The following is a 26,631-nucleotide window of genomic DNA, read 5'->3' on the forward strand; positions in this document are numbered from 1 at the left end:
GCTTTGTTGATTTTTAAAACATCTTAATTTCTTGGGCGCGGCTTAAATTGAATAACACCAATTTCGTCTGCAACCTCAGGCATTGGAGGTTCATCTATATGTGTCGGACGATTTTCAGAATAGTTACATTCAATACATTCGATCCATTCTGAATCACCTGAAGTGAGCATGACAATACGATCCATAGCTTCACATTTCGGACATTTTGCACCTGCAATGAAACGACGTTTGATCGACATAATGACACTCACCTTCAAAAATTAGTAGCGTAGTTTAAGCAGTTTTAGTGTCATTCGTCCAACCTTGATGGCGTAATAATGCATCAATTTTAGGCTCACGACCTCTAAATTTAACAAAGGCATCAAGCGCTGTATCTTTACCGCCTACAGCAAGCACTGTTTTGCGGAAAGCAAGTCCAGTCTCTTGGTTGAAGATGCCTTCTTGTTCAAAGCGATCGAATGCATCACTTGCTAAAACTTCAGCCCATTTGTAAGAGTAGTAGCCTGCGGCATAACCCCCTGCGAAAATATGGCTAAAACTATTTTGGAATCGGTTGTATGGTGCTGTAGGGAGAACAGCATATTGTTCACGAATTTCGTTTAGAGTGTGTTGAATACCTATTGCATCTAAAGCAGGTGATTGTTTATGTATATTCAAATCAAACATGGCAAACTCAAGTTGACGAAGGGTTTGCATGCCTGATTGGAAAAATCTCGCATCCAAAAGCGACTTAAGGAGTTCTTCAGGTAACGGTGTTTTGGTTTCAATGTGTTGGCTGATTAAAGCCAAGCTTTCATTATCCCAAGTCCAGAACTCCATAAACTGACTTGGTAGCTCGACGGCATCCCAAGCGACACCATGTGTACCTGCAACAGAGATATGATCTACTTCTGTGAGCATGTGATGCAGGCCATGTCCAAACTCATGGAAAAGAGTTACGACTTCATCATGTGTCAAAAGCGCAGGTTGTTGACCAATCGGTGGTGTAAAATTACCGACCATGTAACAAATCGGTTTTTGCATACCATTATTGGTTTGCATACGTGAGCGGAATCCGCTCATCCATGCTCCACCACGTTTCCCACTTCTAGCGTATAAGTCAAAATAGAATCCACCTACGACACTGCCTTGATCTTCAAGCTCATAATATCGTGCATCTGGATGCCATACTGGTGCTTCACGTTCAATGACTTGAATACCATATAAACGCTCCACAATTTTAAATAAACCTTGAACGACGACAGGGGTAGGGAAGTATGGCTTAAGTGCTTCCTGAGACAGATTAAACTGTTGAACTTTGAGTTTTTCCGAGAAATACGTCGTGTCCCAAGGTTGTAGTTCATCTACACCATGAGATTGAGCAATTGCTTTTAATGCCTCAATTTCTTGTAGGGCAGGTTTACGAGCATGTTCTGCCAACTCAATCAGGAATTGATCTACAGCTTCAACACTTGGAGCCATCTTACTTGCCAGTGAATATGCTGCATAATGATCAAAACCTAAAAGTTGAGCCATTTCTTGGCGCAATTTGAGAATTTCTTCCATCACCGCAGTATTGTCATATTCAGGGTGATCTGACTGATCCGACGCTCGCGTGGTATATGCTTTATATAAGGCTTCGCGAAGCTCTCGATTATCTGCGTAAGTCATGATCGCAAGATAAGAAGGGAAATCCAATGTCGCCACGGCTTGATCGAGTTCACGTTGTTGACCGTATTGCTTTAGCAGTTCGATACTGCTCGCAGGTAAACCAGCAAGTTCATCTTCAGTTAATGGTTTGAAATATGATTGTGTGGCATCAAGAACGTGGTTAGAAAAATCTGAAGAAAGCTGCGATAAACGAGCTGATATTTCTGCGTAGCGTTTTTTTGCATCGCCTTCTAGAGCCACGCCTGAGAGTTTAAAGTCTCTAAGTGCAAGTTTAATCGCACTCTGTTGAGCTTCTGGTAAATCCGAAAAAATAGGTGCATCATGCACATGTTGGTAGGTTTGATAGAGCGCAGTATGTTGCCCTAATTGTGTGTAGTATTCACTTAAGCTAGGTAAAAGAGACTGATAAATCTCGCGGGTTTCAGGATTGTTCATCACAGTATTTAAGTGAGACAAAATTCCCCAAGATTCGCTCATTTGGTTTTCTAATTCATCGATTTGATCGAGCACATTTAATTGTAATTGTACCGTGTCTGGGACTTTCTCGAGTTGGTTTATAAAGTGTTGACCATTTTGAATCGCTTGTTCAATCTGTGCTTTAAGTTGATCAAGTGTAATTTGAGAAAAATCGGGTACAGGCAAAGTTGCCTTTTCTAAAGTCATAATGTCATGCCAATTAATATTTTGAGTTAAGTATAGATGTAAGGGGCTCGGATAGAGAAATCAAGTTTATTTAGGTCTTTTTAAGAATTCTTTATTAAACTTTTCTAATTCTTTGTGAATTTTCTCTAGTTGATTGTTTAAATCACCAGTAGATGCAGGTAGTTCTTCTAGCTCTCTAATATTGATTGATGAAATATCTTTTATTCTTGATTTCCAAAGAGACAAAGGAAACCTAAATTGATAACTGATTTCAAAAATTAGTACTTGGTCATTTAATGCTTCTATTAGTCCACCATATTGTCCCCAATCATAAAAATAATCCTGATTGGGATGCATTATTTTGATTCCATGTTTAAAAATTCCTGTCTCAAAATATTCGACAGGATCATTCAAGTGAGTAATACCAAATGCACGTCGAGGTATTGGATGAGAACTAGTAATTTTTATATTTTCTGCGATACCATTTCCTATATTTTTTATATGTAATTGAATGAAACTCTGTTTTCCATAATGGGGAGTTGCATAAGCTATAATTTGAGGTGCTTGATTAGTTTTAAAAACTAAATATGTCACTAATAAGGCTGTTAAAGAAATAATAAGTGTGAGGATTTCGGTGACGTTCATAACAATATCTTTTTGTTAATATAATATTGATTATAAATAAAAAAGAGCGCCGTAGCGCTCTTTAAAGATTTAGTCTAATTTAGCTTTCGCATTCGACTTTTTCTTTTTCACTTTAGCTTTCTTTTTCGCTTTATCTTTTACTTTTCCATCAGATTTTTTGTCTGATTTTTTAGAATAAGAGCTTGGTTTTGCCTTGGACTTTTTCTTACGAACAGGGCGTTCACCGTTTTCATCTTTATCTTTTAGGAGTTCGACAGGCTCATTCAACATGCGATTTAACGCTTCTTGCTTGGTGACCGGTTTTTCCTTTACGACACGTGGTGCTCGACTACGAATAGCGCGACCTGCATGGCTGAGTTGTTGAATCAATTCAAAATCAATCTTACGTTCTTCTAAATTGACACCTGCAACCTTGATGCGTACTTCATCACCCAAACCGAAGGTCTGACCACGATTTTGCCCAACTAAACTTTGACTCGCTTGATCGAAGACAAAGAAGTCATCGCCAAGCTGGCTTACATGGACCATACCATCGACATATAAATCTTTTAAAGTGACAAATAGACCAAACTCAGCCGTAGCACTAATGACGCCAACAAACTCTTCACCAAGATGCTGTTGCATATAATGGCATTTTAACCAAGTGGTCACTGAGCGAGAAGCTTCATCAGCTCGACGTTCTGTTGCCGAGAAATGATTACCGGCTTCTTCTAGTGCGCCACCTGAGACTGGTGCAGGTTTATTTTTGAGGTGTGCTTTGATAGCACGATGTAATAATAAATCTGGATAACGACGAATTGGAGAGGTGAAATGAGTGTATGCCTCATACGCCAAACCATAGTGACCAGCGTTATTTGGCCCATAATAAGCTTGCATCATGGAGCGAAGAAGCACAGCATGAATACTTGGCGCATCAATACGGTCTTTAGTGGCTTCAATGACCGCTTGATAGTCCGCTTGTGTAGGTTGATCAGGGAATTTCAAACCTAATAACTTAACAAAGTCGCGAACTTTTTGAATGCGTGAGAATTCAGGTGGCTCATGCACACGATACAACATTGGAATTTCGTGTTTTAAAGCAAATTCAGCAGCAGCGACATTGGCTAACAACATACATTCTTCAATGAGTTTATGAGCATCGTTACGTGATCTTGGTAGAATTTCTTTAATTCCACCAAGTTCATCAAAGGTCATGTACGTTTCAACGGTTTCAAATTCCATTGCATGGCGTTCTGCACGTAAACCTTTTAATACTTGGTAAAGTTGGAATAATGTATTCAGTGATTTACGCACTGTACGATCTTCAGGTACAGCTTGACTATCACCTTCAAAATATTTTGCAACTTGGTCATAGGTGAGTCGTGCTTTAGAGTGCATCACCGAAGGATAGAATTCAAATTTTGTGACTTTACCTGCGCGACTTAAATTCAAATCACAGACCATACATAGACGATCGACATTTGGATTGAGTGAGCATAAGCCATTTGAAAGTGCTTCAGGCAACATCGGTAAGACAAAGTGAGGGAAGTACACAGACGTACCGCGTTCTTGTGCTTCATCATCTAAAGGTTTACCAATACGAACATAATGACTGACATCTGCAATCGCCACCACGACGCGATAGCCGCCACCAGGACGTTTTTCTGCATAGACAGCATCGTCGAAGTCACGCGCATCTTCACCGTCAATTGTGACTAAGGGTAAATCTCTTAAATCAATGCGTCCTTGACGATCTCGTGCTGTCGGTTCTTTAAAACTTTCAGCTTCTTGAACTACTTCTTCTGGAAATTCGTAAGGTAAACCATATTCTAAAATGGTTTGAGGAATAATAATTTCAGTATCAGATTTGTCGGCCATAGATTGAATAATATGACCTGTAGCAAACTCTTCACGATTTGGAAAATCATCAATTTCAACTCGAAGAGAATCACCAACTTTAGCTTTCGCATGCGCAATGAGTTCTTTTTCTAAGGTAATCGGTTGATGCGCATTTGGATTTGCTGGTTGAATGAAGTATTCACCTTCATATTCTGCGAGTTTCCCAATGATCTGTTTGACGCGTCGTTGGGTAATTTCAGTAATGAAACCCCATGGTTTACCTTTACGGTCAACAGAGGTCTGTTGAACTTTAACTCGGTCACCATGGAAGACTTGACGTAATTCACGCTCAGGTAACAAATATTCTTCTTTCTTACCATCTATACTCGCAACCCCTAAACCTTTGCTATTGATATAGATGGTCGCATCATGAACAGGTTGATCTGCCATAAGCTGGAACTTATAACCTTCTTTCGTCAATTGACCATCACGAACCATCGCACTTAAACGGTGACTAAGTGCTTCAATACTTTTTTGATCCGCAATTTCGAAGTGTTCCACAAGGTCTGCATGAGACAATGCTTTTTTCTTATTCTCAATCGTTTCTAGAATAAGAACACGGCTTGGAATAGGATTATCGTAACGTTCAGCTTCCGCTTTGGCTTCAGGGTCGACCCAATTTTTCATAATGTCTTTGGCTTCATATCAGAAGATAAGTTTAGCATAAGACATGATGAGAAATACTGCACGTAAATGATTGCAATAAAGTGTTTTTAGTTCATAAATTATAAACGAGATGCAGAATAGACAGCATTAAAGTGAAATTAATGCTGATTAAAGGTAAAAAACCTGAAAATTGTTTAAAAAATATATGATTGAACAAAAAACATAGAATTTTTTAAATTCTCACTTGAAGAGTAGGGACGAAGTTTGTATTATGGCGTCTCGTTACGGTGAGGTGGATGAGTGGCTGAAATCACTTCCCTGCTAAGGAAGCATACCTATTACTGGTATCGAGGGTTCGAATCCCTCTCTCACCGCCAACGATAAACTTGAAATGCGCTCATAGCTCAGCTGGATAGAGCACTTGGCTACGAACTAAGGGGTCGGGAGTTCGAATCTCTCTGAGCGCACCAATCAAGTTAATCGATGTAACGAAGTCGTAAGACACTCAAGTACGCGCTCATAGCTCAGCTGGATAGAGCACTTGGCTACGAACTAAGGGGTCGGGAGTTCGAATCTCTCTGAGCGCACCAACTTGATCATCTCTAAGATGTAAAAAAGAGAAGAAACCGCTTAATTGCGGTTTTTTTGTTTCTAGAATGAAGTGATGCTATAAATCATCATATTTTATTAGCTACTTAAGAAAGAAATAAATTTTAAAATTTCTACACATATTATTTTTAATTAATAGATATTAGCTCTTATAAAAACATCATCAATCCAACTCAGGATTGTTTGGAATTTGGATTGATCTTGTTGACCATCTCTTAAATTGTTGATTATCTAGCCATAATTTACATTTACGTATAAATACTGTTCGCTTGATTTAAATTTTATTAAAAAGTACTTAACAAATAATAATATTCATATATAATGCACTCCATCAAGACGTCGCGCTCATAGCTCAGCTGGATAGAGCACTTGGCTACGAACTAAGGGGTCGGGAGTTCGAATCTCTCTGAGCGCACCAACTTGATCATCTCTAAGATGTAAAAAAAGAGAAGAAACCGCTTAATTGCGGTTTTTTTGTGTCTATTTTTTTATCTTATTTCTTCTGTTCTTCGTTTTTGACTTTCAATGCAAAGACGACATTCGCCCCAACTGTAGGGAGCACATCATGATAAGGCAAGCTCCGTGCTGCACGAATCAGGAACGGTGCTTTTTCATCTATTTTTCCAGCATTCGTCATTTTCAATAAAGTACCTTGTTGAAACTTATCAAATTGCATTTTTCCTTTAATGTATTTCAGATCACCCCCTTGAGCATAAAAACTATTCTGATTCGACTGAGGAAAGCTAAAATTTAGTTTAAATCGGAATGGAATTTGAATAACTCCTAACCCGAGTTCAACTTTAAAATCTGCCAATTGTGTTTGGTCTTTTAGGGTTTCGATATCAATAGATTTGAGTTGGCGGGGAAACAACTTTTTATAATGTACAGGCTGTGTCCATTTTTGTAATCGTTGCACTGGTTGGGAATAATACTGATACGTCGTCACAAAACGCATTGATTCTGCACCGTGTTGATAAGGCACGGTTGTCGGTGTATGGACAAAACTTACAGGGTGTTCGGTGATACGACTGATTTGTGCGATTTTGGCTATTTGATTTGTCGTTAATTGGTCGGATGGAAATTGTCCTGGTTTGAGCGCACTCGAAGAAGGCGCTGTTAATTTTTTTCGAATTGATTCAAGTAAAAATGCATGTGTACCACTTGGAATTCCCATTTTTGCTTCAGGCACTGCATTCAGAACTTTGCTAAATAGAAAACCTTTAGGTTGGTTCAAATCTCCCCATTGCGTTAGGGTCAGAAGAGTATGATTTTGATCCAATTTGAACCATTCAAATTTGCCTAGACCATAAGGAACAGGTGCATCCACAATCAAACTTGAAATACTATTGGCTTCAATATGATGCTGAAACACTATGGTCTCATTAAAGTTGAGCACTGGTATTGGTGTTGGAATGGAAATTTTATATTGAACCTGAGTGATATTTTTTTCTTGATTTAATATTTTAGCTGATTTCAATGTCGGGAATAATCCAACAAAATTTTCAAACTGTGAAAGCGTTTTGGCGACCTTTTCTTCATTAACAGGCAATACGATGGCAGATGATGTGAACTTCACATTTGGATTGGGTTGTTTTTTGCGTGTAGGAATAGATGTTTGGGTATTTGTGTGCGCATAGATGAGAATCTGATCTTTGGCGATGCTGGCGAGTTCGGTACTATTATTTTGAAATGGTTTTAACGCACTGGGTATATTTTCTTTCCATTCAATAATCGCGCTGTACGACAAGCTGGGTATAAAAATAAGGCTTAAGCACAATGCTCGATAGTTAAAGTATTTCATTTTCATCCTGAACTATGAATTTAGACTTTTTATTTTGTGTCATTGTAAATCGTGTGATGCTTTCATCAATAGTGCGATGATGTAATCAACAGTATTCATTAAAACGACAATTCGATTTCAGGTAAAGTGGTGTAATATCTTTGCTTAAGAAAATCGATTGTTGAATCCCCTATGTCTGATACTCAACCAGTTTTATCTGTCCGTTACTTCTTAAATTTACAAGAGTCTCAGGATGGTTTTGCATTAGCTACTTTTGGCAAAAAACAATTTACGCGTTTTTTAACGCCACTTGTCAGTATTGCGATCGTGATTTGGGGGCTTTATCTTGGATTAGAGGGTGTAGGACGCTATTACGTGGCTTTAGGCACGTTCTTTATCTTTTTACAAATCGTTATGCGTTACTGGTTCTTACCTATGATGTTCAAGCGTCAGTTTGAAAAATATCAATTTGGTAAGACTGAACAAGGTATCGATTTGTTTCAAAACTCTGCCGAGCTTTTTTCAAGTGGTCGTCCTAAACAAGCATTTGCCTACAGTGAAGTACAAAAATTTGTAGTGGGTAAATTGACCTATATGCTTGAACTCAAAAATCATACAGTGGTCATTATTCCAAAACGTGCATTTGAGTCTGATGTAGACAGAACACTGTTTGAAAATACATTCCAAAAACGTTAAGTTTTGATGAGTTCATTACTCAAACTATAAATAAGAGAGATTTTCATGAGTGCAGTTCCATCAAAAATTGTATGTGTCGGTCGCAGTTATGCTGCGCATGCTCAAGAATTAGGTAATGCGATTCCTGATCAACCTGTCTTATTTATCAAGCCGCCGAGTAGCTTGGTGTCCTTAGCAGAAGGGATTGATTGGAATCGTGCATTGGGACAGTGTCATCATGAATGTGAACTTTCATTACGAATAGATCGACCGCTCAAAAACGTTAAGGATCCTCAAGAGGCATTAGCAGCAGTAGGTGCAGTCACCCTTGGTTTGGATTTGACTTTAAGAGATCAACAAGATCTGCTTAAAAAGAAAGGACAACCTTGGGAACGTGCGAAAGCATTTGATGGATCTTGTATTTTGGCAGATTGGATTTCGCTTGATCAGGTCCCAGCATTAGATCAAGTCCAGTTTAAGCTCGAAATTAATGATCAACTTAGGCAACATGGTGATACGGGGTTACTGATTTTTAAATTAGGAGCGCTTTTGGCAGAAATCAGTCAAAACTTTAGCTTAATGTCTGGTGATGTTGTCATGACGGGTACGCCTGCAGGTGTGGGACCATTAGAATCGGGTGATCAGCTCAAAATGACTTTGACTGGCTTAAAACAAGATTTTGTGTGGACTACGCAAGTGCATTAATGATGCATCAAGCTCAATTAAAAAGGATGATGGTTCATCCTTTTTTTATGGCTAGAGATTGTCTGAGTTGATGTTTTTACGAAACTGTTGGGGCGTGATGTGCATCCAGCGTTTAAACATATTGATAAAGGCTGAGGCGTTGGCATAGCCCAAATCTAGAGCAATATGTTCAACGGTTTTATTTTCAGACAATAAGCTTAATGCTCGTGTAATTTTAAAGCGTTGACGCCATTCATTGAGCGACATCGAAATTTCAGCTTCACATAGGCGAGATAAAGTGCGCTCACTCATATTCACCATTTGAGCATAATCTCTCAGTGGACGCTGATCACTGAGATGCTCATGGATGTAGGTAAATATCGTTTGTAATGCAGGATGATCAGAATGGGGCAAGTAGCTTTTGAGCAGGGGTGAGCTTTTTAATTGATCCAGTAAAACCATTAAAAGTCGTTGATATTCGGGTTGATCATGTTTGAAATAAGTTTTTCTGAGTTCATTGAGTAGCGCCGTCACTAAGGGGGAGCTTAGTAAAATACCTGCTTGTTTGGGCAATGCATCACACAGGCTTTCATGCACGTATAAGGTGGCATGAGAAACAGCTGTGAGATTAATACTGCTGTGATGCAGATGCGGCGGTAGCCAAATTCCGTAGGGCGGAGGTGTTAAATATTGATTTTGATCAATATGAACTTCCATTACACCATCAAATGCATAGATAAATTCGCCCCATGCATGACCGTGTTTAGGATATTCCGAATGGGCTGGATCATTGCGGAATGTTAGCCAAAGATTCTCTTGGATATGATCATAATTATCTAACTGAACGAATAGTTCATGTGGATGGCGTTTTGGCATATTAAATTGCCTGAATAAATGTATTTGTTGTCTGTTTTGAATTATATATTCTAATTCAGTCAGCAGTATAGTGACGACTTGTTTGTGTGAAGAGTGCCACTCATGGGTGAGCGAAGAGGTCTTGACCTTCAGGCGTCAAGCTTAATGATCGTATTGTGTTTAGTCTGGGGTTTACAGCAAATTATCTTGAAACTTGCAGCTACTGATATTAGTCCTCTGATGCAAATCGCATTGCGCTGTGGTTTGGCAACCTTGCTTGTCGTTCCATTATTGTATCGACAACGAGTGCGACAACTGTTTCATTACCGTTATGTTGTTCCTGGAATTTGGTTAGCCTTTTTATTTTCTGCAGAATTTTATTTGGTTGCTGAGGCACTCAGGTACACCAGTGCTGCGCACACTGTTGTTCTGCTCTATACCGCGCCTATTTTTGTGGCTTTAGGCTTACATTGGAAAGTCAAAGCTGAAAAATTGAATCACTTCCAGTGGTTTGGTATTTGGTTCGCATTTTTTGGCATCGCTTATACTTTTTTAGTGCGTGATCAAGCTCAAAGTCAACTCAACCATATTTTATGGGGAGATTTTCTTGCTGTAATGGCAGGGATGATGTGGGCATTGACTACGATTTCTTTAAAATTTTCAACGCTTTCTGAGGCGCCTCCCACTCAAACATTATTTTATCAATTGCTTGGGGGCTTTATTTTTTTATTACCCTTAGCTTTTTGGACTGGACAAGCAGATGTACGCTGGTCACAACTGGCGTTTCTGAGCTTAACATTTCATGTGGTTGTCATGTCTTTTTTAAGTTTGCTGCTATGGTTTTGGTTGTTACGAACTTATTTAGCAAATGGCTTAGGTGTGTTTTCGTTTTTGACCCCCATGTTCGGCATGTTGTTTGGTGTCTGGCTATTAGATGAGGAGATCGAAACGAGTTTCTTGGTCGGTTCTTGTATGGTTCTTGCAGGGATTATGATTGTGTCTTTACACCGCTGTTTGAGAATTTATCTTGATCGAATCGGCGCAAGAATTGGAGCATTCCATTGAATCAGTACACATGGCTGGGATTAAGCTCGATTTTGATTTGGGCCTCGTTGGTTGCGGTGGTGAAACTTGTAACTGAATCATTAAGCCCGATACAGGCGGTGGCACTGATCTATAGTTTTAGTGCATTGTTCATGTTATGGAAAAATGGTTTTCCCAAGCTTTCACTCATGCCTAAAAAATACTTATGGGGCTGTGGTGCTCTTTTTGTTGGCTACGAGATCCTGTTTTTAATTTCGATTGCACTTTCAACGCATCGAGAACAGGTATTAATCATAGCAATGATTAATTATCTTTGGCCTCCTTTGCTGATTGTATTTTCGATTCTTGCACGGCAATTGAGCGCGAATATTTGGGTGATTACTGGCTTTGCATGTGCCATTCTTGGGTTAATGATGGTTGTTAATCCAGATATTCTCGAGCCGAAAAGCATATTGGTGGCCGTGCTTGAAAATCCATTGGCGTACTCATTTGCTTTCATCGGCGCCGTACTATGGCCTTTGTACAGTATATTTACCAAGAAATATGCAGAAGGTCATAATGCTGTTCCATTTCTTTTTCTAATGACTGCAGTTGGGTTGTGGGCTGTACATTTTGTGATGCGAGAACCGTTTGTTGAGCTGAATTTGATGACATGGCTGATGGTTGTAGTCATTGGCAGCTTAATTGGCTTGGCTTACAGCAATTGGAACCAAAGCATGCAATATGGACATCTCAAAATTTTAATTTTGGCAACGTATTTTATGCCCATTTTTTCAAGTCTGATGTCGATGCTGATTCTAGATGTGCAACCTCTAATGAGCTTTTGGATCGGTTGTGTCTTAGTGACCTTAGGCGCACTTATTTGTTGGCAATCTACACGTCCATATAATCCGTCTACGAAATAAGAAAAGACCTATAGAGGTCTTTTCTTATTGCAAGAGTTTATTTTTCTTCAAGTATGGTCGATAGCGGTACGGAGAGCTTTGCAGCAAGATAATCATCAGCTTCAATCAGTGCAGGACCAATACGGTTCATCCATACATCATCTTCATGAATTTTTCCGATATCATTTTTATCAGGCAGCGTATAAGGCAATGATTTATAAAATGACCAAAAATCAAGATGATCTAAATTTCTAACCAAAACATATTCATTATTATCTGTACGTTTAATAATATTCTGCTGTTCTAATAGATTAACATATTTAGGCCAGCGGCCAATTTCACCGCGTCCTAAAATATCAAGTGCCTCCAGATCGGTTACGGTTTTACCTTGTTTTTGTTTTTTATAGAATAACTCAAGCATATCTAGAAGCATGAGAATTGGATGGCGCGTTTCGGTCTTACCTGTATGAAATGCTGTGAGGGCATAACTTATCTCAACACCAAGCAGTACGATGTTCCAAGAGAGATAAATCCACAACAGGAAAATTGGAACTGCTGCAAAAGCACCGTAAACCAACTGATAACTGGTAAAGTTAGTCATCACGAAGCCGAATAAATTTTTCAGTAACTCGAAGGTAACAGCACTAAAAATCGCAGCAATCATGGCTGCTTTTATTGGAACAGAGCGGTTTGGAATCGTCCAATACAAGGCAAAAAAACCTAATGCGGTGAGTGCAAATGAGATGACCCATAAAATAAAAGTGCCATTCAATTCATAACCTGCAAAATTATTGCTTAGGATGTTCATAGACGCTAAAGTCGATGAAATCACAAAAGCCGAACCCAGCAGGATTGGTCCCAGTGAAATGATGGTCCAATAGCGCATAAAACCAATAATGCCATTACGCGTTTCTGTCACACGCCAAATACGATTGAATGCTGTCTCAATGCTAGTGAGCATCATTACTGTGGTAAAGAATAAAAACAGCACACCAATAATGGTTAAGTTGCTCGAATTGTCAGTAAACGCATTCAATGCTTTATCAAACGCGATACTGGTTTTAGGCAGAAAATTACTGTAGATCAATTGTTGTAATTGTTGCCGAGCAGGTTCTAATGCTTTAATCGATGAAATGATAACCAAGAATACGGTCAACATCGGCACGACAGCGAAAAGTGTGGTGTAAGTTAAAGAGCCTGCTTGCTCACGACAATTGTTAGCTTCAAAGCGTCGTAGTACAAACAAAATAAACTGAAACCATGTTTTATTGTAGAAAGGTAACTTTTTTAAGATTTCCGCCATAAATAATGAGTCTCGAGTATTTTTTAGTTAAAATTCTGTACGTTCGTTGCACAGCTTAACCAAATTTTAAAAAAAATACCGTATAGTTTTCTTTTTTCATTGGATGATCTTTTTATGCAAGCATATGTTCTAGTTTTGTATTACAGCAAATATGGTTCAACCAAGGAAATGGCACATTTAATTGCTCAAGGAATTGAATCTACTGGAATGCTTGCGAAAATTAGAACAGTTCCACAGTTGGCAACAGTGGTGACCGAAGCAGCACCAAGTATTCCAGAGGAGGGCGATATTTATGCGACTTTGGATGATCTTCAACATTGTTCGGGACTTGCATTAGGATCACCAACTCGATTTGGCAATATGGCATCAGAAATGAAATATTTTTGGGATCAAACAACGAGTTTATGGCTCAATGGTGCATTGCATAATAAACCTGCTTGTGTATTTGGTTCATCGGGCTCTATGCACGGCGGGCAGGAAAGTACATTACTGACTATGTTGCCACCTTTGTTTCATCATGGAATGTTGATTTTGGGTTTAACCAATGCGAACCCAGCTTTATCGAATACAAAATCAGGTGGGACACCCTATGGTGCTACACATGTCAGTGGTCCTAGACACGATCAATCTCTAAGCCAAGATGAAAAATCACTGTGTATCGAGCAAGGGAAACGATTAGGTGAAGTGGCGTTGCAAATGTTAAAGAAATAATTTAAAAGATTATTTTATCAGGCATAAAAAAAGTGAGCTTCTCGCTCACTTTTATTTTGAAATATGTTTTTGTTCAAACCGGTGTTTGCACTTTTTGCATTGGTAATCGAGGAAAACATTCTTATCGACGATTTCTCCCGCTTTTTTTCCAAAACGATGACCTAAAAAGCCACCAGTCACACCCACACTGATTGCACCAACAAAAGTGCCAATTGTGCCACCCATGATTACACCTAAAGGCCCCGCAACAGCACCAATGGAAGCACCAATAGAAGCACCTGATGCAGCACCACCCACAGTACCCGCAGTTGTACCCGCTGCGGAAAGAAGAACACCACCTGTTTTTTGCAGTAATTGTTCATGGTTGCGTTTTTCAATATCAGTTGAACCGCATTTTGGGCAGTGTATTTCTAAGTTTTCAGTCATTTAGGATTGCTCTAATCTATACATCCATTTATTTAAAAGATTCTAGCATTGCGCTTAAAGTTGCAACATGGCCGAATGTAGAAAAACTGTAATGGCAGATAAAATAAAAAATTGATTTGAAAATAGATTAATTTAATTTTTAAGGATAAAACCATATTTTATGAGCAGGATGGCTTAGATCTTGAACTGAATAACTAAGCGCAAATAGTGATTTAATTTTTTTCGAAGTTTGGCTTATTTTTTTATTCCAATCAAAAAATTACCAAGACAATGAAAAAATTATTTGTACTAAGCACCATTGTGACATTGAGTTTTAGCCTTATTGCATGCTCAAAAGAAAAGCCTACTGAGCTTAAGGGGCAAGATGAATCAAAAGAAAAGTTAACAACCTTGAATATTGGCTATCAAAAAGCGGCGCTTAAATTCATCGTTGCAAAACAAAATAAAACTTTTGAGCAGGCATTCCCTGGTGTGAAAATTCAATGGAAAGAATTCCCGGCAGGTCCTCAAACACTAGAAGCATTAAATGTCGGTGCTATTGATGTGGGGTATACAGGGGATACACCTGTAATTTTCGCACTTTCTGCAGGTAAACCAATTCAATATTTAGCTTATGAAAATGGATCTAAAAACTCACATAGCTTGCTCTTACCCAAAGACAGTACGATTCAAAGCTTAAAGGATCTAAAAGGTAAGCGCATTGGTGTTACACAAGGTTCAAGTGCGCATTACTTTCTCTCACAAATATTAGATCAAGCTCAATTGAGCTGGTCTGATATTCAACCCGTCTGGTTAACGCCTGCAGATGCCCGAGCTGCTATTGATAAAAAATCACTCGATGCTTGGGCGATTTGGGATCCTTATGCAAGTGCTGCTTCGCTTAAAGGTGATACACGTGTTCTTATTGATTCAAAAGCTTTGCCATTAGCGTATAGCTTCTATTTGTCTTCTCCAAAATTTTTAAAACAACATGCGGTTGAAGCCCAAAGATTTGTGCAAACATTAAATCAAGTAGATGATTGGATCAATCAACACCCAGATCAAGCCGCAAAAATTTTGGCGCAAAGTACAAGCTTGGACGAAAATATTACCAAACTGGTTTTAGAAAAAAGAAATATTCCTGCTTATGCCAAACTGGTCGATACAGATACAGTCACGGCGCAACAAAAAATTGCAGATTTGTTTTATCGACTCAAACTCATTCCGAATGCGGTGTTTTTAAAAGATCATGTGTGGACTGGGCAAGAGTAAGTGATTGAACGCGAATCATATTTTTATAGACGCATAAGTATCCAATTTAAATGATTTCAAAAGCATTCATCTTTCAGTCATTAATACAATGAAGTATTAGAAAGATGAGTGCATCATGAATCAACCATTACAACAAAGCTTAACAGCACTTCCTATTCTAAATTTAAGTCAATTTGATCAATCATCAACGCAAGCAGATTTTCTGCAACGACTTGCACATATCGCCAAGGATATTGGTTTTTTTTATTTGACAGGTCATGGCATTTCAGCTGAAAAAATTTTGGAGATTCAGCGTATTACTCGACAGTTTTTTTCGCTGCCACAAGAACAAAAAGATGAAATCGCTATGATTCATTCCCCGCATTTTCGAGGGTATAGTCGAGTAAATGCCGAAGTTACACGTCTGCAACCTGATTTTAGAGAACAAATAGACATTGGTTTTGAGCTGGCAGCATTAGAACCTGAAACTGGACCGACATGGAGACGTTTACAGGGACCAAATCAGTGGCCTTCGAATTGGCCTGAGTTTCAACGCGTAGTCACCGCATGGCAACGAGATCTCAGACAAGTTGCAATTAAATTATTAAAAGCCTTGTTGCTTTCATTGGGGCAGCAGGACACAGCACTTGATCAATTGATTACAGGCAGTCCACATGAACTACTCAAGCTGATTCATTATCCCCCAATTGATCAAATGAATCATCAGGGTGTAGGCCCTCATAAAGACTCCAATATTTTAACTTTACTTTTACAAGACCAGATCGGAGGACTTCAGGTCTTAAGTCAAGGCAAATGGATTGAAGTACCATTTGTTGAACACGCATTTGTCGTCAATATCGGTGAGGTTTTAGAGCTTGCCACAAATGGATATTTGATTGCGAATCAACATCGAGTCATATCTCCAACCAATGCAGAACGGTACTCGGTTGCTTATTTTCTTTCTCCAAATTTATTTGCTGGTGAAATTCCGCTTTTAAATCTTGCAAATGATTTAAAAGCACTTGCACAAGGACCAGAGACAGATCCACTGAATCCTTTACTGAGAAATGTGGGAGAAAACTGTATCAAAGGTCGACTTAGATCTCATTTAGACGTTACTGAAAAATATTATCCAGCGCAATTTAAACAACTCAAACAATCAACAACAATATCGAGTAAATCATGAAGTCAAAATACGCCCAATTTTTATTTATTATTTTTGCAATTCTCATTATCAGTGCATGTAGTGCTCAACCTGAACCTCAAAAAACAAAGCAAACACAACAAACAATCGTGATTGGATCACATGGATCGGATGTTGATATTTGGAGACATATCGCGGATTCTGATCAGGCGAAAGCAGCAAATGTTGACATTGAGGTGAAAGAAATTAATGACGGTGTGGCTTTGAATCAAGCTTTGCTCGATGGTGAAATTGATGTAAATGCATTTCAATCTTGGGCGTATTTCAAAGAATTTAATGACTTGAATCATCATAAGCTTGCTGTCTTGGCGACCACTTATTTAGAGCCTATGGGTTTATATTCTCAAAACTACAAGTCACTAACTGCTTTGCCTGATCGGGCCTTAATTGCAATTCCAAATGATGTGGCGAATACAGCACGTGCATTAAGACTATTAGAACGTGCTCAGTTGATTCAACTTAAGCCAGATTTTAATACGATTTCTGGAACTCTTGAAAGTATCCAGTCAAATCCGAAATCACTCCAATTTAAATTGGTCAAAGGTGCGCAACTCCCACGTGTCTTGTCTGAGGTGGATTTAGCTGCAATTGGAAATACTATTGCTCTAGAAAGTGGACTAAATGTAATAACAAATGCGATATTTAAAGAAGAGGTTACTGATAAAGCTTTAGAAAATGTCAATATACTGGCAGTGCGTAAAGATCGATTGAATGATCCACAATTTCAAAAACTTTCAAATCTTTACCATCAGCCTTACGTTGATGATTATATTCAAAAGCATCTTGGTGGTACAAAATTGGGTATTCAACTTGATCCTGCCACATTAAAATAAAAAAAGCGCCGTTAGGCGCTTTTTTACTGTTCAACATTATTCTTGAACAAAAGTCACTGTCCCATTTGCAAGTGATTCAACACGAGCAAGTGATTCAACTCGGTAACCTTTTTCAAGTAAAAGATCACGGCCAGGTTGGAACGACTTTTCAATCACGATACCAATCCCGACAACCTCAGCTTCAGCTTGGTGAATCAAATCAGCTAAACCTAAAGCTGCTTGTCCATTCGCAAGAAAGTCATCGATCACAAGAACCTTATCTGTTGCTGCAATGTGCTTCTTAGAAATAGCAATTGTGCTTTCTACTTGCTTTGTAAAAGAGAATACTTTTGAACGATATAAATCATCTTTTAAAGTTAAAGATTGATACTTACGTGCAAAAATTACCGGTACACCAAGTTCCAAGCCAGCCATCACAGCAGGTGCGATACCTGAAGCTTCAATTGTGATGATTTTGGTGATGCCTGCATCTTTGAATAGATGAGCAAATTCTTGACCAATTTGTTGCATCATCACTGGGTCGATTTGGTGGTTTAGAAAAGAATCAACTTTTAAAACCTGATCAGATAGAACGATACCTTCGTTTAAGATTTTCTGTTCTAGTGCGTACACGGGAGAATCCTCTAGGGCAGGTGCCTTTTTAAGCAAAGACGTATTTTAAAAAGCATCTGCAAAAAAGCAAGTAAAAAATGCCTTAATTTTGTGGACCGTTATACCCTGTCAGTAAGAGCCCGTATGAAGATTTCTTATCTTGGTGTGTGACTTTCACTGGTAGATAGTCCAATTTCGGAGACAGCCAAAAAATCGTTTCACGACCTGGTTTATCATGTTTCATCACTACTTTGATGGTATCAAACGTACCGTACTTGGTTTCTACTTTTTCAGTGCCTTGTTTGACGAAACGACGTGATTCAACTTCTTTAGCATCTGCAATCCAATATTGCGATTTTAAACCGTTATTTTTTAAGTCTTCACGAATTTGCAATTCTGCATTTAACTCATCCAGTACACCAGATTTCCAAGCAAATGAACGTTGCTCTTTATCTTTGGTGGTGTTAATGGTTTTGGCACTTGGATTAAATTTAATGCTCATTGTATTGTTATGAACCAAAATTTTACTGGTGCGACTGAAATTGGATGATTGAATCTGATTATTGTTGAATGTGAAGTTACTGGTTTCAGTCGCTGAAGCAATACCACCTGCTTTAGCTGCAAAAACGTAATTCCATGTGTTACCTGATTTTTTCAAGGTTCGTGTTGCTGACCCCAAGTTTTTACCATTGTATGCAAACTGATAAGAGGCTTGGAAGGGCGTCATGGCAAGCGCTTGACTTGAATAGCCTGTGAAAAGCACGGCTGTACCTACACTTGCAATCACACTCAAAGTTTTAAACGATTTAAATGCCATAAATATTTTCCTTTACCTTCGTATCGAAGGATCACTTGAAGTTTTATTATCTCTGATAAATAAGGAGAAATAATCAATAATCACAGTGAAAATGTATTTTTCTGTAGCTTAAGCTTTATGACGACATCAAAACGCTGCGCTCTAGTCGTCCTTTTGTTTAATTGGTGTAATGTGATCACTTTCCACTTCATCAGATTTCGATTTGAATCGATCAGTATTCATTTTGCTGAATAAAGCCATCAAATTTACATTACCAATCACCACCAATTCTGTTTCACGAAGTTCTGCATGGTTGACGTGTACTTTGCCCAATGTTTCAATGATCGAGCGATTTTTTCCGAGCCACTGATTTAAATCGAGATGTAAGAGATCATCTTTGACTTTAATGACATTAAACCGCTCTAAAATCATGCCAAGTGGATCTTTACGAAGAATTTTTTGATAGAAAAATAGTGCAGAGCGGAATGCAATTTTCATCCAAAAGGTTTGAAATTTTGCTTCAATTACTTCGGTTTCACTAATTTGTTCAAATACAATCAGTTGTACGTCTTTATTCAATTCCATTTGAATGAGCTTTAAATCTACAGAGAGAATGGTATAAAGCCCTTTCACATTCAAAGTGGCATAGAGTCGAAGCCAATCGTCGTGTAAATCAGCATGTAAGTCTTCAAGGATGCTGACATTGTCGGTCACAAAGCGCTTGAAAGTCGCATTTAAAAAAACTTGAGAGACAGGAAATTCACGTTCTTCTTCAATAAACCCTTCAGCCTTTTGATAGACTTTACGAAATTTGTTCGCGATATTTGAAATAATCGTTGGCATAAGTGAAGTTCCATTACCTCTAAATCTTGTGAGATGTCAGCTAGTGTATATCTTGTAGGTGATTACTGCCGAAGGATAACAGCTTATCCAATTGCGATGTAATGTTTACAAAGACGTTTATTATGGTTTTGATGGTCAGGCGTTATTTAAGTTTAATCTATTGGTTTCGCATGACTTTATCTTATTTTATCTGAAGAACTTGCTCAATATTTAACTCATTTGTCTAAAATATGTCATCAATATAAAGATCAACTCGATTTACTCAGATTGATAAGCGCGCTGAATCTGACAGACCTCAATCGAATACGTGTCATACCATGATAGGCGACCTTTTTGTTGGGCATAAAGATGTTGGGTGTCTTGATGCCAAGCTTGAATATCTTCTAACCGACTCCAATAAGAAAGACTGACTTCATTATCCTTCTCTTGATAGCTTTCAAACTTTGTACAATTGTAATCATGCATCGCTTTATGCCGCATTTGGCTAGCCAATATTACATATTCATCATCAATATTTTTTATTTTAGCTTTGAAGATGACAACGAAGTTCATTTTTGAATACTCATTTATTATTTTAATTTGCTTCCCGAATAACGGGAAGCATAGACCGAAGTCATTGAGGAGTGTTATTCGTCATCCAAAAGCAAGTAAGGGTTTTCAAAACCTAGTTTTTGTAAAATCTCAATCTCAATTGCTTCCATTTGCTCAGCATCTTGTTCAGAAGTTTCATGATCATAGCCCATCAGATGTAAAGTACCGTGAACCAACATATGAGTGAAATGTGTTAATGGTGCTTTAAATTGTTCTTCTGCTTCTCGAAGCACAACGGGAATACAAATCACCAGATCTCCGATAGGGAAACTGTCTAAAATTTCAGCCATTTCATCTGGTAAGTCGCTTGGAAAAGATAAAACATTGGTTGGCTTATCTTTACCACGATATTCAAGGTTAAGTTTGTGACTTTCTTCGACATCTACGCAAGCTATTCCAATTTCACAATCGCTTTGTGTATCAATATGACGAAGGGTGGTTTCAATAATTTTTTTAACATACGCACGTTTGAGCACCAAGTTTGATGCTTCAAACGATTGTTGTAATGAGAGACTGAGTTTCAAAATCTTGCCTTGAGCGTGATTAGATTTAAATTACTCTGCATCTTGATGCTGAGCATCAGCAGCAGAATCATTTTCTGATATGAGTGCTTCTTGACGCGCTTTACGTTCCGCACGTGCTTCAGCAGTTAAACGATGTTGTTCACTGTCCCAACCTTCGTATGCTTCTACAATTTTTTGTACAAGCTGATGTCTTACAACATCACGTGAGTGAAAACGTGTGATATGGATTTCTTTAATCTTTTCAAGCACACGTAATGAATGTGCCAAACCAGACTGTTGTCCACGTGGTAAATCTACTTGGGTAATGTCACCTGTAATGACTGCACGCGAACCAAAACCAAGACGAGTTAAGAACATTTTCATCTGTTCTGGCGTTGTATTTTGAGCTTCATCTAAAATGACAAAGGAGTGATTGAGTGTACGACCACGCATATATGCAAGTGGCGCTACTTCAATAATTTGACGCTCAATTAATTTTGCCACTTTTTCAAAGCCAAGCATTTCATACAAGGCATCATAGAGCGGGCGTAAATAAGGATCAATTTTTTGTGATAAGTCACCTGGCAAGAAGCCAAGTTTTTCACCAGCTTCCACAGCAGGGCGAACTAAAAGAATACGTTGAATTTCATTGCGTTCAAGCATATCAACGGCAGCAGCTACAGCCAAATAGGTCTTACCTGTACCCGCTGGACCAATCCCGAAAGAAATATCACTTTGAAGAATACGTTGTACATAGCGTTTTTGGTTGGCCCCCCGCGGATTAATGCGGCCCTTGCGAGTTTGGAGCCAGACTTCGTCAAGTCCTGTGTGTTCTTGATTAGGATCCAATTGTAATTCATGATCAGTCTGGCTGCCTTGAATCATTAAATGAATCAAATCAGAGCTGATTTGTTGAGAAACTTCAGCTTCGGCGTATAAGCGCTGAAGTAAGCTTTCAACTCTCTCGACTTCATCAATTCCACCGTCAATAAAAAAACTATCACCACGCTGACTGATTTTTACATCTAAACGTTGTTCAATTTGTTTCATATGACCGTTGTACGCGCCAAGCATGGTTTGTAAACGGTCCATTGAAACACCGGGAAAAGCCACTGTACGTCGAATCGCTGCAGTCAAGAGATTTCCTTTAGAGTCTATTAATCTATACCTCTACATTACGCCACGTCAGGTTCAAGATTCAAGAGTTCACCGTAAACTAAATTCAAGGTTTTAATCTCTGTAATCTCAATCTCTGCAAAGCGTCCAAGCCAAGAGGCATCACCAATAAATGTTACTAAACGTGTATTGTCTGCGGTTCCTACCAATAAGTTTGGATCGTGCTTTGAAACGCTCTCAATTAGCACACGTTGGACAGTACCAAGCATAGCATCAGTTTTTTGGATACTTGACTGCTTAATCCATTGTTGAACTTTAGCCAAGCGCTCTTTTTTAACATCTTCAGGTGTTAAATCTTCCAGCTCTGATGCTGGTGTACCAGGACGTTTCGAGTAGATGAAACTATAAGAATGATCAAAATCTAAGTCTTGAATAAATTGATATGTCTCTTCAAAGTTAGCATCAGTTTCACCAGGGAAGCCAATAATAAAGTCTGAAGACAAATGCATATCAGGGCGTACCTGGCGTAATTTAGCAATCTTATCGATATAAACGTCAATCGTGTGGTTACGCTTCATCGCCTTCAATACATCATTTGAACCACTTTGAACTGGTAAATGAAGGTGAGAAACCATCTGTGGTAGGTCACGATAGCATTGGATAAGGTCATCATTGAATTCTAATGGATGAGATGTCGTATAGCGAATACGACCAATGCCTGGAATTTCCGCCACTAGACGAAGAAGATCAGCAAACGTACAGATTTCACCTTCGAATGTTTCTCCGCGGTAACCATTTACGTTTTGACCGAGTAAAGAAACCTCACGTACGCCCTTTTCCGCAAGACCAGCAATTTCAGCAAGTACATCATCTAGGGGACGAGAGACTTCCTCACCACGAGTGTATGGCACCACGCAGAATGAACAGTATTTTGAACAGCCTTCCATAATCGATACGAAAGCTTTATAACCTTCAACGCGAGGTTCAGGTAAGAAGTCGAACTTTTCGATATCTGGAAATGAGATGTCTACCAGTTTGATTTTCTCTTTTTTCGGCTTTTCAATTTGATCCGTATGCTGATCAAGCATTTGTGGCAAACGGTGAAGTGTTTGTGGACCAAATACCATGTCGACATAAGGTGCACGTTTTTGGATATTGTCACCTTCTTGAGATGCAACACATCCACCTACACCAATCACCAAATCAGGATTTTTTTCTTTCAGCTTGCGCCAGCGACCTAATTCTGAAAATACTTTTTCTTGCGCTTTTTCACGAATTGAACAGGTATTCATTAAAAGAATATCTGCATCAGCAGGGTCTGTTGTTAATACATAACCGTGTGAATCACCTAGCAAGTCGGCCATACGATGACTGTCATACTCATTCATCTGACACCCTTGCGTTTCGATATACAGTTTTTTGACTGCACCATCGATGGCTGGGGTGTGCTGTGGCTGGGTAACAGTGTTTTCTGAGGCAGCTGGGGCACTATTCGGAATGAAGGTTTGAACCGTCATGAAGGCTCCTATCCTATAAAAAGGGATAAATATGTTCCGGTGAAGTATGGGGGAATCCCACACTCGATAAAAGCGAGCTATTTTACAGTATTTGTACTACGGGTTGAACAAATATATAAATCAGATCAAGTTTATGGATTTACAGTAAAAATACTTTAAAATAATAGTGGTTAATCAGCGCTTTACATAACAGAACAGTACTTGATCATTAGAGTATTTAAAATACATTTTAAAATTGCCAAGCGCTGCAAAAGAGTTGATCATGCAAAAAAGCATGTCCAAATGTAGCGACGAGTTAAAGTTGAGAAGAGAAGCGTGTCAAAAAAAGCAGTGAAGCAAAAACAGTTAAAAAAATATTTAATGGGGCTGATAACACTAGGTTGTTTGCCCGTTGCTCATGCGGCTGAAGAGCAATTTAATGAAGCGATTAAATTTGCGAACTCGGGTAATACAGCTCAGCTCGAATATTATCGTTCTGCAATGCAAAATGATGCGCTTGGATATTATCCAGAATATTGGATGTTGAATAATAATTTAGGCTTCCAACCTGCAACGAATATTATCAGCTTTGCACAGCGCTATCCTCAATCTGCAATGGCTGAAAAATTAGCTGCTGATTATGTCGAAGAAAAGGTAAAACAAGCAGATTTCAAGACAGCTCAACCTGTTTTACCTTATGTCACCAATCCTGATCAAGCTGAAAGCTGTGCGGCTGCGCAAGTACGAGCAAAAAATGGCGATACATTGGCGTACGCGGAATACAAAGATGTCTGGCTTACAACAGAGTCGCAGCCCGAATCGTGTAATGGTTTAGGTCGCTTAATGCTAAGTAGTCCCTTACTCACCACCACTGATCGTCAACAGCGCTTGTTTGCGCAACTTAGAGCGGGCCAGTCTGGTCCAGCGATCGCAACAGCACAAACTCTGGGTTTAAACTTGTCATTAGCACAATTAAATCAAATTCAGGCAGATCCTTTGAATTATTTATGGTCTGCGACCAAAGGAACAACAGTAGATTATGCTTATTTGGTGTTTGCTTTAGGTCGTGCTGCAGATGCTGACTTGAACACGGCGCTTCAAAATCTTCCTCGTGTCGTGCAAGGTGTTCCTGCAGATGTTCAAAAGTATATGTACCGCACGGTGGCGTATATTGGAGGCACGACAGTGATGAAAAATAATTTTAATCCTGAAGTGCTGAAGAACTTTGATTACAGTTATGGCGTGCCTTTTACACCAGAAGAGGCTGAAATTTACGCGCGTCAAGCGATTCGATTTGGTGAGTGGGAAAGTGTGTTGCGCGCCATAGATAGTATGAGCGTTACGCAAAAACAAGAAGATCGCTGGCAATATTGGATGGCGAGAGCGTATGAAAATCGCAAAGATCAAGCTTCCAAGCAAACTGCAAAAAGTATTTATCAACGATTAGCTGCCGCTGGCGATGATTATCACAATCTGTTGGCAAAAGATCATTTAGGTATTCGTTATAATGAAGCACATGATCGAGCACAACCAAGCGCACAGGATATTCAACGTTTAGATCAAGATATTCACTTTAGACGTGCTTTTGCATTACGCAATATCAATGCTTCAGCAACTTACACAAACCGTGAATGGAATTGGGCTGTCCGCCAAGCTTATCTTAAGCAAGATGATGGTCTATTACTGGCTGCGGCAAAACGTGCCACAGAAATGGGGTGGTATGACCGTGCTATTTATGCGGCGGAAAGAACACTTAAACGTCATAACTATGCATATCGTTATGCGACACCACATCAAAATCTAGTGGTGACGCATAGTAAAAATGCAGGGATTGATCCTTCGTGGGCGTATGGTTTAATGCGTCAAGAAAGTCGCTTTGTAACCACGGCCCGTTCACATGTAGGTGCTGGTGGATTGATGCAAATTATGCCTGCAACAGCAAAAGATGTGGCACGAAAAATGGGTGAAACGTATAATCCTGCTGCATTATCAGATCCGAATACCAATATTCGTTATGGGACATATTACCTGTCAATGATTCAAGGTATGCTGAGTAACAGTCCAGTTCTAGCTACGGCTGGCTATAATGCAGGGCTGACTAGAGCACGCCGTTGGCAACCAGAGTTTAAAAGTATTGCGGCGGATCAATACACAGAGTCTATACCACTTCATGAAACACGTGACTATGTGAAGAAAGTTATGACCAATGCTGCTCATTATGGTGTTTTGCTTGGTCAGGGGCCGCAAGCGATCGAAAGTCGTATGCCGCCTATTCCAGTAAGAAATACGCAATAGCATTTCAACTACTTTTGTGAGCTTGGATGAATCACGCAAAACTGCTGTTTAGTCGTCAACACACTTACCTCCTCTGTAGTTTGAGCGTAGGGGCTTTGTTGTGTTCAGCAGATGTGATGGCATCCGGGAAAGGTTTACAAGGATATGTGCTTCAAGTACAGATGACACCTGCCATTTGTGCATTAGATCGAACAAAAGCGAAACACCGTAAATGCCTAGAAGGATATTCACTGACGATAAAGGGTCTTATCCCAGAAACCAGTCGTCATGATTGCCAAACGAGTTCATCTGCCACCTTGGCACCGCTACAGAAGAGGGTTGTTGCTAGGGTGATGCCTGATGAGCAGGCTAGAATTAGGTTATGGGCCAACTATGGTGGTTGCGTTCCAATGAATGCCAGTCAGTATTTTCGTACCATTATTAATCATGCAGACCAATTAAAAGTTCCTGATTCCTTAACAGGAGTGGATCGTAAAACAGTCTCTATGGCGACATTACGATCACAATTCATCAAACTCAACCCAAAATTACCCAGCCAAGGTATTGAATTTCAATGCCAAAGCTTAAATGGTCGCCCAGTGTTAACGGGGGTTGAAATCTGTTATCGCACGAATGGTCAATTCAAGTCATGTGCGTCTGATATTGTCTCGACCTGCCCAAATAGATTTGACATAGAGGGCGCCTACTAATTTATTTCCGCGAAGTTAATTTATATTTCCTATCAGACTTTTGTTGAAATTC

Annotated in this window: 25 protein-coding genes and 4 tRNA genes; 14 read left to right on the forward strand and 15 right to left on the reverse strand. The window is 39.1% G+C overall.

Translation table 11 applies throughout. The features are described 5' to 3' along the window. Positions 1-23: 23 nt before the first annotated feature. The 4 genes from AC1M89_RS11355 to rnr form a co-directional block, all read right to left on the reverse strand. The gene (locus tag AC1M89_RS11355) at positions 24-233 is read right to left on the reverse strand and encodes a YheV family putative zinc ribbon protein (RefSeq protein WP_481609221.1); all 210 of its coding nucleotides are present in this window, start codon (positions 231-233) and stop codon (positions 24-26) included. Between the two features lie 40 nt (positions 234-273). Continuing rightward, positions 274-2,313: a M3 family metallopeptidase gene (locus tag AC1M89_RS11360; RefSeq protein ID WP_481609210.1), complete on the reverse strand. Its 2,040-nt coding sequence runs from the start codon at positions 2,311-2,313 to the stop codon at positions 274-276. Positions 2,314-2,379: 66 nt separating this feature from the next. Next, entirely contained in the window at positions 2,380-2,937 is a 558-nt protein-coding gene (locus AC1M89_RS11365) for a hypothetical protein (RefSeq protein ID WP_179999281.1), read from the reverse strand. 69 nt (positions 2,938-3,006) lie between these two features. Continuing rightward, the gene (rnr, locus tag AC1M89_RS11370; RefSeq protein ID WP_481608177.1) at positions 3,007-5,445 is read right to left on the reverse strand and encodes a ribonuclease R; all 2,439 of its coding nucleotides are present in this window, start codon (positions 5,443-5,445) and stop codon (positions 3,007-3,009) included. A 262-nt stretch (positions 5,446-5,707) separates the two neighbouring features. On the opposite strand from rnr, the gene AC1M89_RS11375 reads away from it, so the two are divergent. The 4 genes from AC1M89_RS11375 to AC1M89_RS11390 all read left to right on the forward strand — a co-directional run bounded on the left by AC1M89_RS11375 (position 5,708) and on the right by AC1M89_RS11390 (position 6,448). Then, a tRNA-Ser gene (locus AC1M89_RS11375) sits at positions 5,708-5,798 on the forward strand. A gap of 16 nt (positions 5,799-5,814) precedes the next feature. Continuing rightward, positions 5,815-5,891, forward strand: a tRNA-Arg gene (locus tag AC1M89_RS11380). Between the two features lie 43 nt (positions 5,892-5,934). Further along, a tRNA-Arg gene (locus AC1M89_RS11385) sits at positions 5,935-6,011 on the forward strand. A 360-nt stretch (positions 6,012-6,371) separates the two neighbouring features. After that, positions 6,372-6,448 (forward strand) — tRNA-Arg (locus AC1M89_RS11390). A gap of 75 nt (positions 6,449-6,523) precedes the next feature. On the opposite strand, the gene AC1M89_RS11395 is transcribed toward AC1M89_RS11390, so the two are convergent. After that, the gene (locus AC1M89_RS11395) at positions 6,524-7,831 is read right to left on the reverse strand and encodes an SRPBCC family protein (RefSeq protein ID WP_481614233.1); all 1,308 of its coding nucleotides are present in this window, start codon (positions 7,829-7,831) and stop codon (positions 6,524-6,526) included. A 171-nt stretch (positions 7,832-8,002) separates the two neighbouring features. On the opposite strand from AC1M89_RS11395, the gene AC1M89_RS11400 reads away from it, so the two are divergent. Both AC1M89_RS11400 and AC1M89_RS11405 read left to right on the forward strand, forming a co-directional pair. Beyond that, a complete protein-coding gene (locus AC1M89_RS11400) occupies positions 8,003-8,506 on the forward strand; it encodes a YcxB family protein (protein WP_035265193.1) in 504 nt (167 codons plus the stop codon). Between the two features lie 45 nt (positions 8,507-8,551). Next, positions 8,552-9,190 (forward strand): fumarylacetoacetate hydrolase family protein, encoded by a 639-nt coding sequence (locus tag AC1M89_RS11405; protein ID WP_481614234.1) that lies wholly within the window; start codon positions 8,552-8,554, stop codon positions 9,188-9,190. Between the two features lie 51 nt (positions 9,191-9,241). Here the strand turns inward: AC1M89_RS11405 and AC1M89_RS11410 are convergent, their stop codons facing one another. Beyond that, positions 9,242-10,045 carry an AraC family transcriptional regulator gene (locus AC1M89_RS11410; RefSeq protein WP_481592032.1) on the reverse strand — a complete coding sequence of 268 codons (804 nt, stop codon included), beginning with the start codon at positions 10,043-10,045 and terminating at the stop codon, positions 9,242-9,244. A gap of 102 nt (positions 10,046-10,147) precedes the next feature. Here AC1M89_RS11410 and AC1M89_RS11415 point away from each other — a divergent pair, with 102 nt between their 5' ends. Beyond that, positions 10,148-11,089, forward strand: coding sequence for a DMT family transporter (locus AC1M89_RS11415; RefSeq protein WP_481592031.1), 942 nt, complete (start codon positions 10,148-10,150; stop codon positions 11,087-11,089). Further along, positions 11,086-11,973 carry an aromatic amino acid DMT transporter YddG gene (yddG, locus tag AC1M89_RS11420; RefSeq protein ID WP_481614235.1) on the forward strand — a complete coding sequence of 296 codons (888 nt, stop codon included), beginning with the start codon at positions 11,086-11,088 and terminating at the stop codon, positions 11,971-11,973. The genes AC1M89_RS11415 and yddG overlap by 4 nt, the downstream gene beginning before the upstream one ends. A gap of 37 nt (positions 11,974-12,010) precedes the next feature. On the opposite strand, the gene AC1M89_RS11425 is transcribed toward yddG, so the two are convergent. Next, entirely contained in the window at positions 12,011-13,255 is a 1,245-nt protein-coding gene (locus tag AC1M89_RS11425; RefSeq protein ID WP_481614236.1) for a YihY family inner membrane protein, read from the reverse strand. A gap of 114 nt (positions 13,256-13,369) precedes the next feature. Between AC1M89_RS11425 and wrbA the strand changes: the two genes are divergently transcribed. Further along, positions 13,370-13,966, forward strand: coding sequence for an NAD(P)H:quinone oxidoreductase (gene wrbA / locus AC1M89_RS11430; protein ID WP_035265209.1), 597 nt, complete (start codon positions 13,370-13,372; stop codon positions 13,964-13,966). Positions 13,967-14,017: 51 nt separating this feature from the next. Here the strand turns inward: wrbA and AC1M89_RS11435 are convergent, their stop codons facing one another. Next, complete coding sequence (locus AC1M89_RS11435) at positions 14,018-14,392, reverse strand: hypothetical protein (RefSeq protein WP_035265212.1); 375 nt, start codon at positions 14,390-14,392, stop codon at positions 14,018-14,020. 270 nt (positions 14,393-14,662) lie between these two features. On the opposite strand from AC1M89_RS11435, the gene AC1M89_RS11440 reads away from it, so the two are divergent. From AC1M89_RS11440 to AC1M89_RS11450, 3 genes are all read left to right on the forward strand, one after another. Further along, on the forward strand, positions 14,663-15,643 hold the full coding sequence (locus AC1M89_RS11440) for an aliphatic sulfonate ABC transporter substrate-binding protein (RefSeq protein ID WP_481609214.1): 981 nt from the start codon (positions 14,663-14,665) through the stop codon (positions 15,641-15,643). Between the two features lie 115 nt (positions 15,644-15,758). Beyond that, positions 15,759-16,808 (forward strand): isopenicillin N synthase family dioxygenase, encoded by a 1,050-nt coding sequence (locus AC1M89_RS11445; RefSeq protein WP_481586802.1) that lies wholly within the window; start codon positions 15,759-15,761, stop codon positions 16,806-16,808. After that, positions 16,805-17,659 (forward strand): MetQ/NlpA family ABC transporter substrate-binding protein, encoded by an 855-nt coding sequence (locus AC1M89_RS11450; protein ID WP_481609215.1) that lies wholly within the window; start codon positions 16,805-16,807, stop codon positions 17,657-17,659. Before AC1M89_RS11445 ends, AC1M89_RS11450 begins: the two co-directional genes overlap by 4 nt. A 36-nt stretch (positions 17,660-17,695) precedes the next feature. Here the strand turns inward: AC1M89_RS11450 and AC1M89_RS11455 are convergent, their stop codons facing one another. The 7 genes from AC1M89_RS11455 to miaB form a co-directional block, all read right to left on the reverse strand. After that, positions 17,696-18,271, reverse strand: a complete 576-nt coding sequence (locus AC1M89_RS11455) for a xanthine phosphoribosyltransferase (RefSeq protein WP_481614237.1) — start codon at positions 18,269-18,271, stop codon at positions 17,696-17,698. Between the two features lie 82 nt (positions 18,272-18,353). Continuing rightward, positions 18,354-19,067, reverse strand: coding sequence for a DUF3108 domain-containing protein (locus AC1M89_RS11460; RefSeq protein ID WP_035265223.1), 714 nt, complete (start codon positions 19,065-19,067; stop codon positions 18,354-18,356). Between the two features lie 141 nt (positions 19,068-19,208). Continuing rightward, complete coding sequence (locus AC1M89_RS11465; RefSeq protein WP_179999309.1) at positions 19,209-19,889, reverse strand: hypothetical protein; 681 nt, start codon at positions 19,887-19,889, stop codon at positions 19,209-19,211. Between the two features lie 258 nt (positions 19,890-20,147). Further along, entirely contained in the window at positions 20,148-20,441 is a 294-nt protein-coding gene (locus AC1M89_RS11470) for an antibiotic biosynthesis monooxygenase family protein (protein WP_481596488.1), read from the reverse strand. A 74-nt stretch (positions 20,442-20,515) separates the two neighbouring features. After that, positions 20,516-21,004 (reverse strand): rRNA maturation RNase YbeY, encoded by a 489-nt coding sequence (ybeY, locus tag AC1M89_RS11475; protein ID WP_481614238.1) that lies wholly within the window; start codon positions 21,002-21,004, stop codon positions 20,516-20,518. Between the two features lie 30 nt (positions 21,005-21,034). Further along, positions 21,035-22,120 (reverse strand): PhoH family protein, encoded by a 1,086-nt coding sequence (locus AC1M89_RS11480; RefSeq protein ID WP_092768044.1) that lies wholly within the window; start codon positions 22,118-22,120, stop codon positions 21,035-21,037. Between the two features lie 38 nt (positions 22,121-22,158). Next, positions 22,159-23,616, reverse strand: a complete 1,458-nt coding sequence (gene miaB, locus AC1M89_RS11485) for a tRNA (N6-isopentenyl adenosine(37)-C2)-methylthiotransferase MiaB (protein ID WP_179999317.1) — start codon at positions 23,614-23,616, stop codon at positions 22,159-22,161. A gap of 360 nt (positions 23,617-23,976) precedes the next feature. Between miaB and AC1M89_RS11490 the strand changes: the two genes are divergently transcribed. Together AC1M89_RS11490 and AC1M89_RS11495 are read left to right on the forward strand one after the other, a co-directional pair. Then, complete coding sequence (locus AC1M89_RS11490) at positions 23,977-25,890, forward strand: lytic transglycosylase domain-containing protein (protein WP_481614241.1); 1,914 nt, start codon at positions 23,977-23,979, stop codon at positions 25,888-25,890. 26 nt (positions 25,891-25,916) lie between these two features. Continuing rightward, on the forward strand, positions 25,917-26,579 hold the full coding sequence (locus AC1M89_RS11495) for a ribonuclease T2 family protein (protein ID WP_481596487.1): 663 nt from the start codon (positions 25,917-25,919) through the stop codon (positions 26,577-26,579). Positions 26,580-26,631 lie beyond the last annotated feature (52 nt).

This window comes from Acinetobacter sp. ANC_7635 (genome assembly GCF_056779945.1).

Coding starts and splice junctions, on each gene's coding strand:
- AC1M89_RS11450 (WP_481609215.1), top strand. CDS start 16,805: ATGAAGTCAAAATACGCCCAATTTTTATTTATTATTTTTGCAATTCTC.
- AC1M89_RS11405 (WP_481614234.1), top strand. CDS start 8,552: ATGAGTGCAGTTCCATCAAAAATTGTATGTGTCGGTCGCAGTTATGCT.
- AC1M89_RS11410 (WP_481592032.1), bottom strand. CDS start 10,045: ATGCCAAAACGCCATCCACATGAACTATTCGTTCAGTTAGATAATTAT.
- AC1M89_RS11400 (WP_035265193.1), top strand. CDS start 8,003: ATGTCTGATACTCAACCAGTTTTATCTGTCCGTTACTTCTTAAATTTA.
- wrbA (WP_035265209.1), top strand. CDS start 13,370: ATGCAAGCATATGTTCTAGTTTTGTATTACAGCAAATATGGTTCAACC.
- AC1M89_RS11360 (WP_481609210.1), bottom strand. CDS start 2,313: ATGACTTTAGAAAAGGCAACTTTGCCTGTACCCGATTTTTCTCAAATT.
- miaB (WP_179999317.1), bottom strand. CDS start 23,616: ATGACGGTTCAAACCTTCATTCCGAATAGTGCCCCAGCTGCCTCAGAA.
- AC1M89_RS11365 (WP_179999281.1), bottom strand. CDS start 2,937: ATGAACGTCACCGAAATCCTCACACTTATTATTTCTTTAACAGCCTTA.
- AC1M89_RS11465 (WP_179999309.1), bottom strand. CDS start 19,889: ATGCCAACGATTATTTCAAATATCGCGAACAAATTTCGTAAAGTCTAT.
- AC1M89_RS11440 (WP_481609214.1), top strand. CDS start 14,663: ATGAAAAAATTATTTGTACTAAGCACCATTGTGACATTGAGTTTTAGC.
- AC1M89_RS11445 (WP_481586802.1), top strand. CDS start 15,759: ATGAATCAACCATTACAACAAAGCTTAACAGCACTTCCTATTCTAAAT.
- AC1M89_RS11425 (WP_481614236.1), bottom strand. CDS start 13,255: ATGGCGGAAATCTTAAAAAAGTTACCTTTCTACAATAAAACATGGTTT.
- AC1M89_RS11490 (WP_481614241.1), top strand. CDS start 23,977: ATGGGGCTGATAACACTAGGTTGTTTGCCCGTTGCTCATGCGGCTGAA.
- AC1M89_RS11435 (WP_035265212.1), bottom strand. CDS start 14,392: ATGACTGAAAACTTAGAAATACACTGCCCAAAATGCGGTTCAACTGAT.
- AC1M89_RS11470 (WP_481596488.1), bottom strand. CDS start 20,441: ATGAACTTCGTTGTCATCTTCAAAGCTAAAATAAAAAATATTGATGAT.
- AC1M89_RS11395 (WP_481614233.1), bottom strand. CDS start 7,831: ATGAAATACTTTAACTATCGAGCATTGTGCTTAAGCCTTATTTTTATA.
- AC1M89_RS11495 (WP_481596487.1), top strand. CDS start 25,917: ATGAATCACGCAAAACTGCTGTTTAGTCGTCAACACACTTACCTCCTC.
- AC1M89_RS11460 (WP_035265223.1), bottom strand. CDS start 19,067: ATGGCATTTAAATCGTTTAAAACTTTGAGTGTGATTGCAAGTGTAGGT.
- AC1M89_RS11415 (WP_481592031.1), top strand. CDS start 10,148: ATGGGTGAGCGAAGAGGTCTTGACCTTCAGGCGTCAAGCTTAATGATC.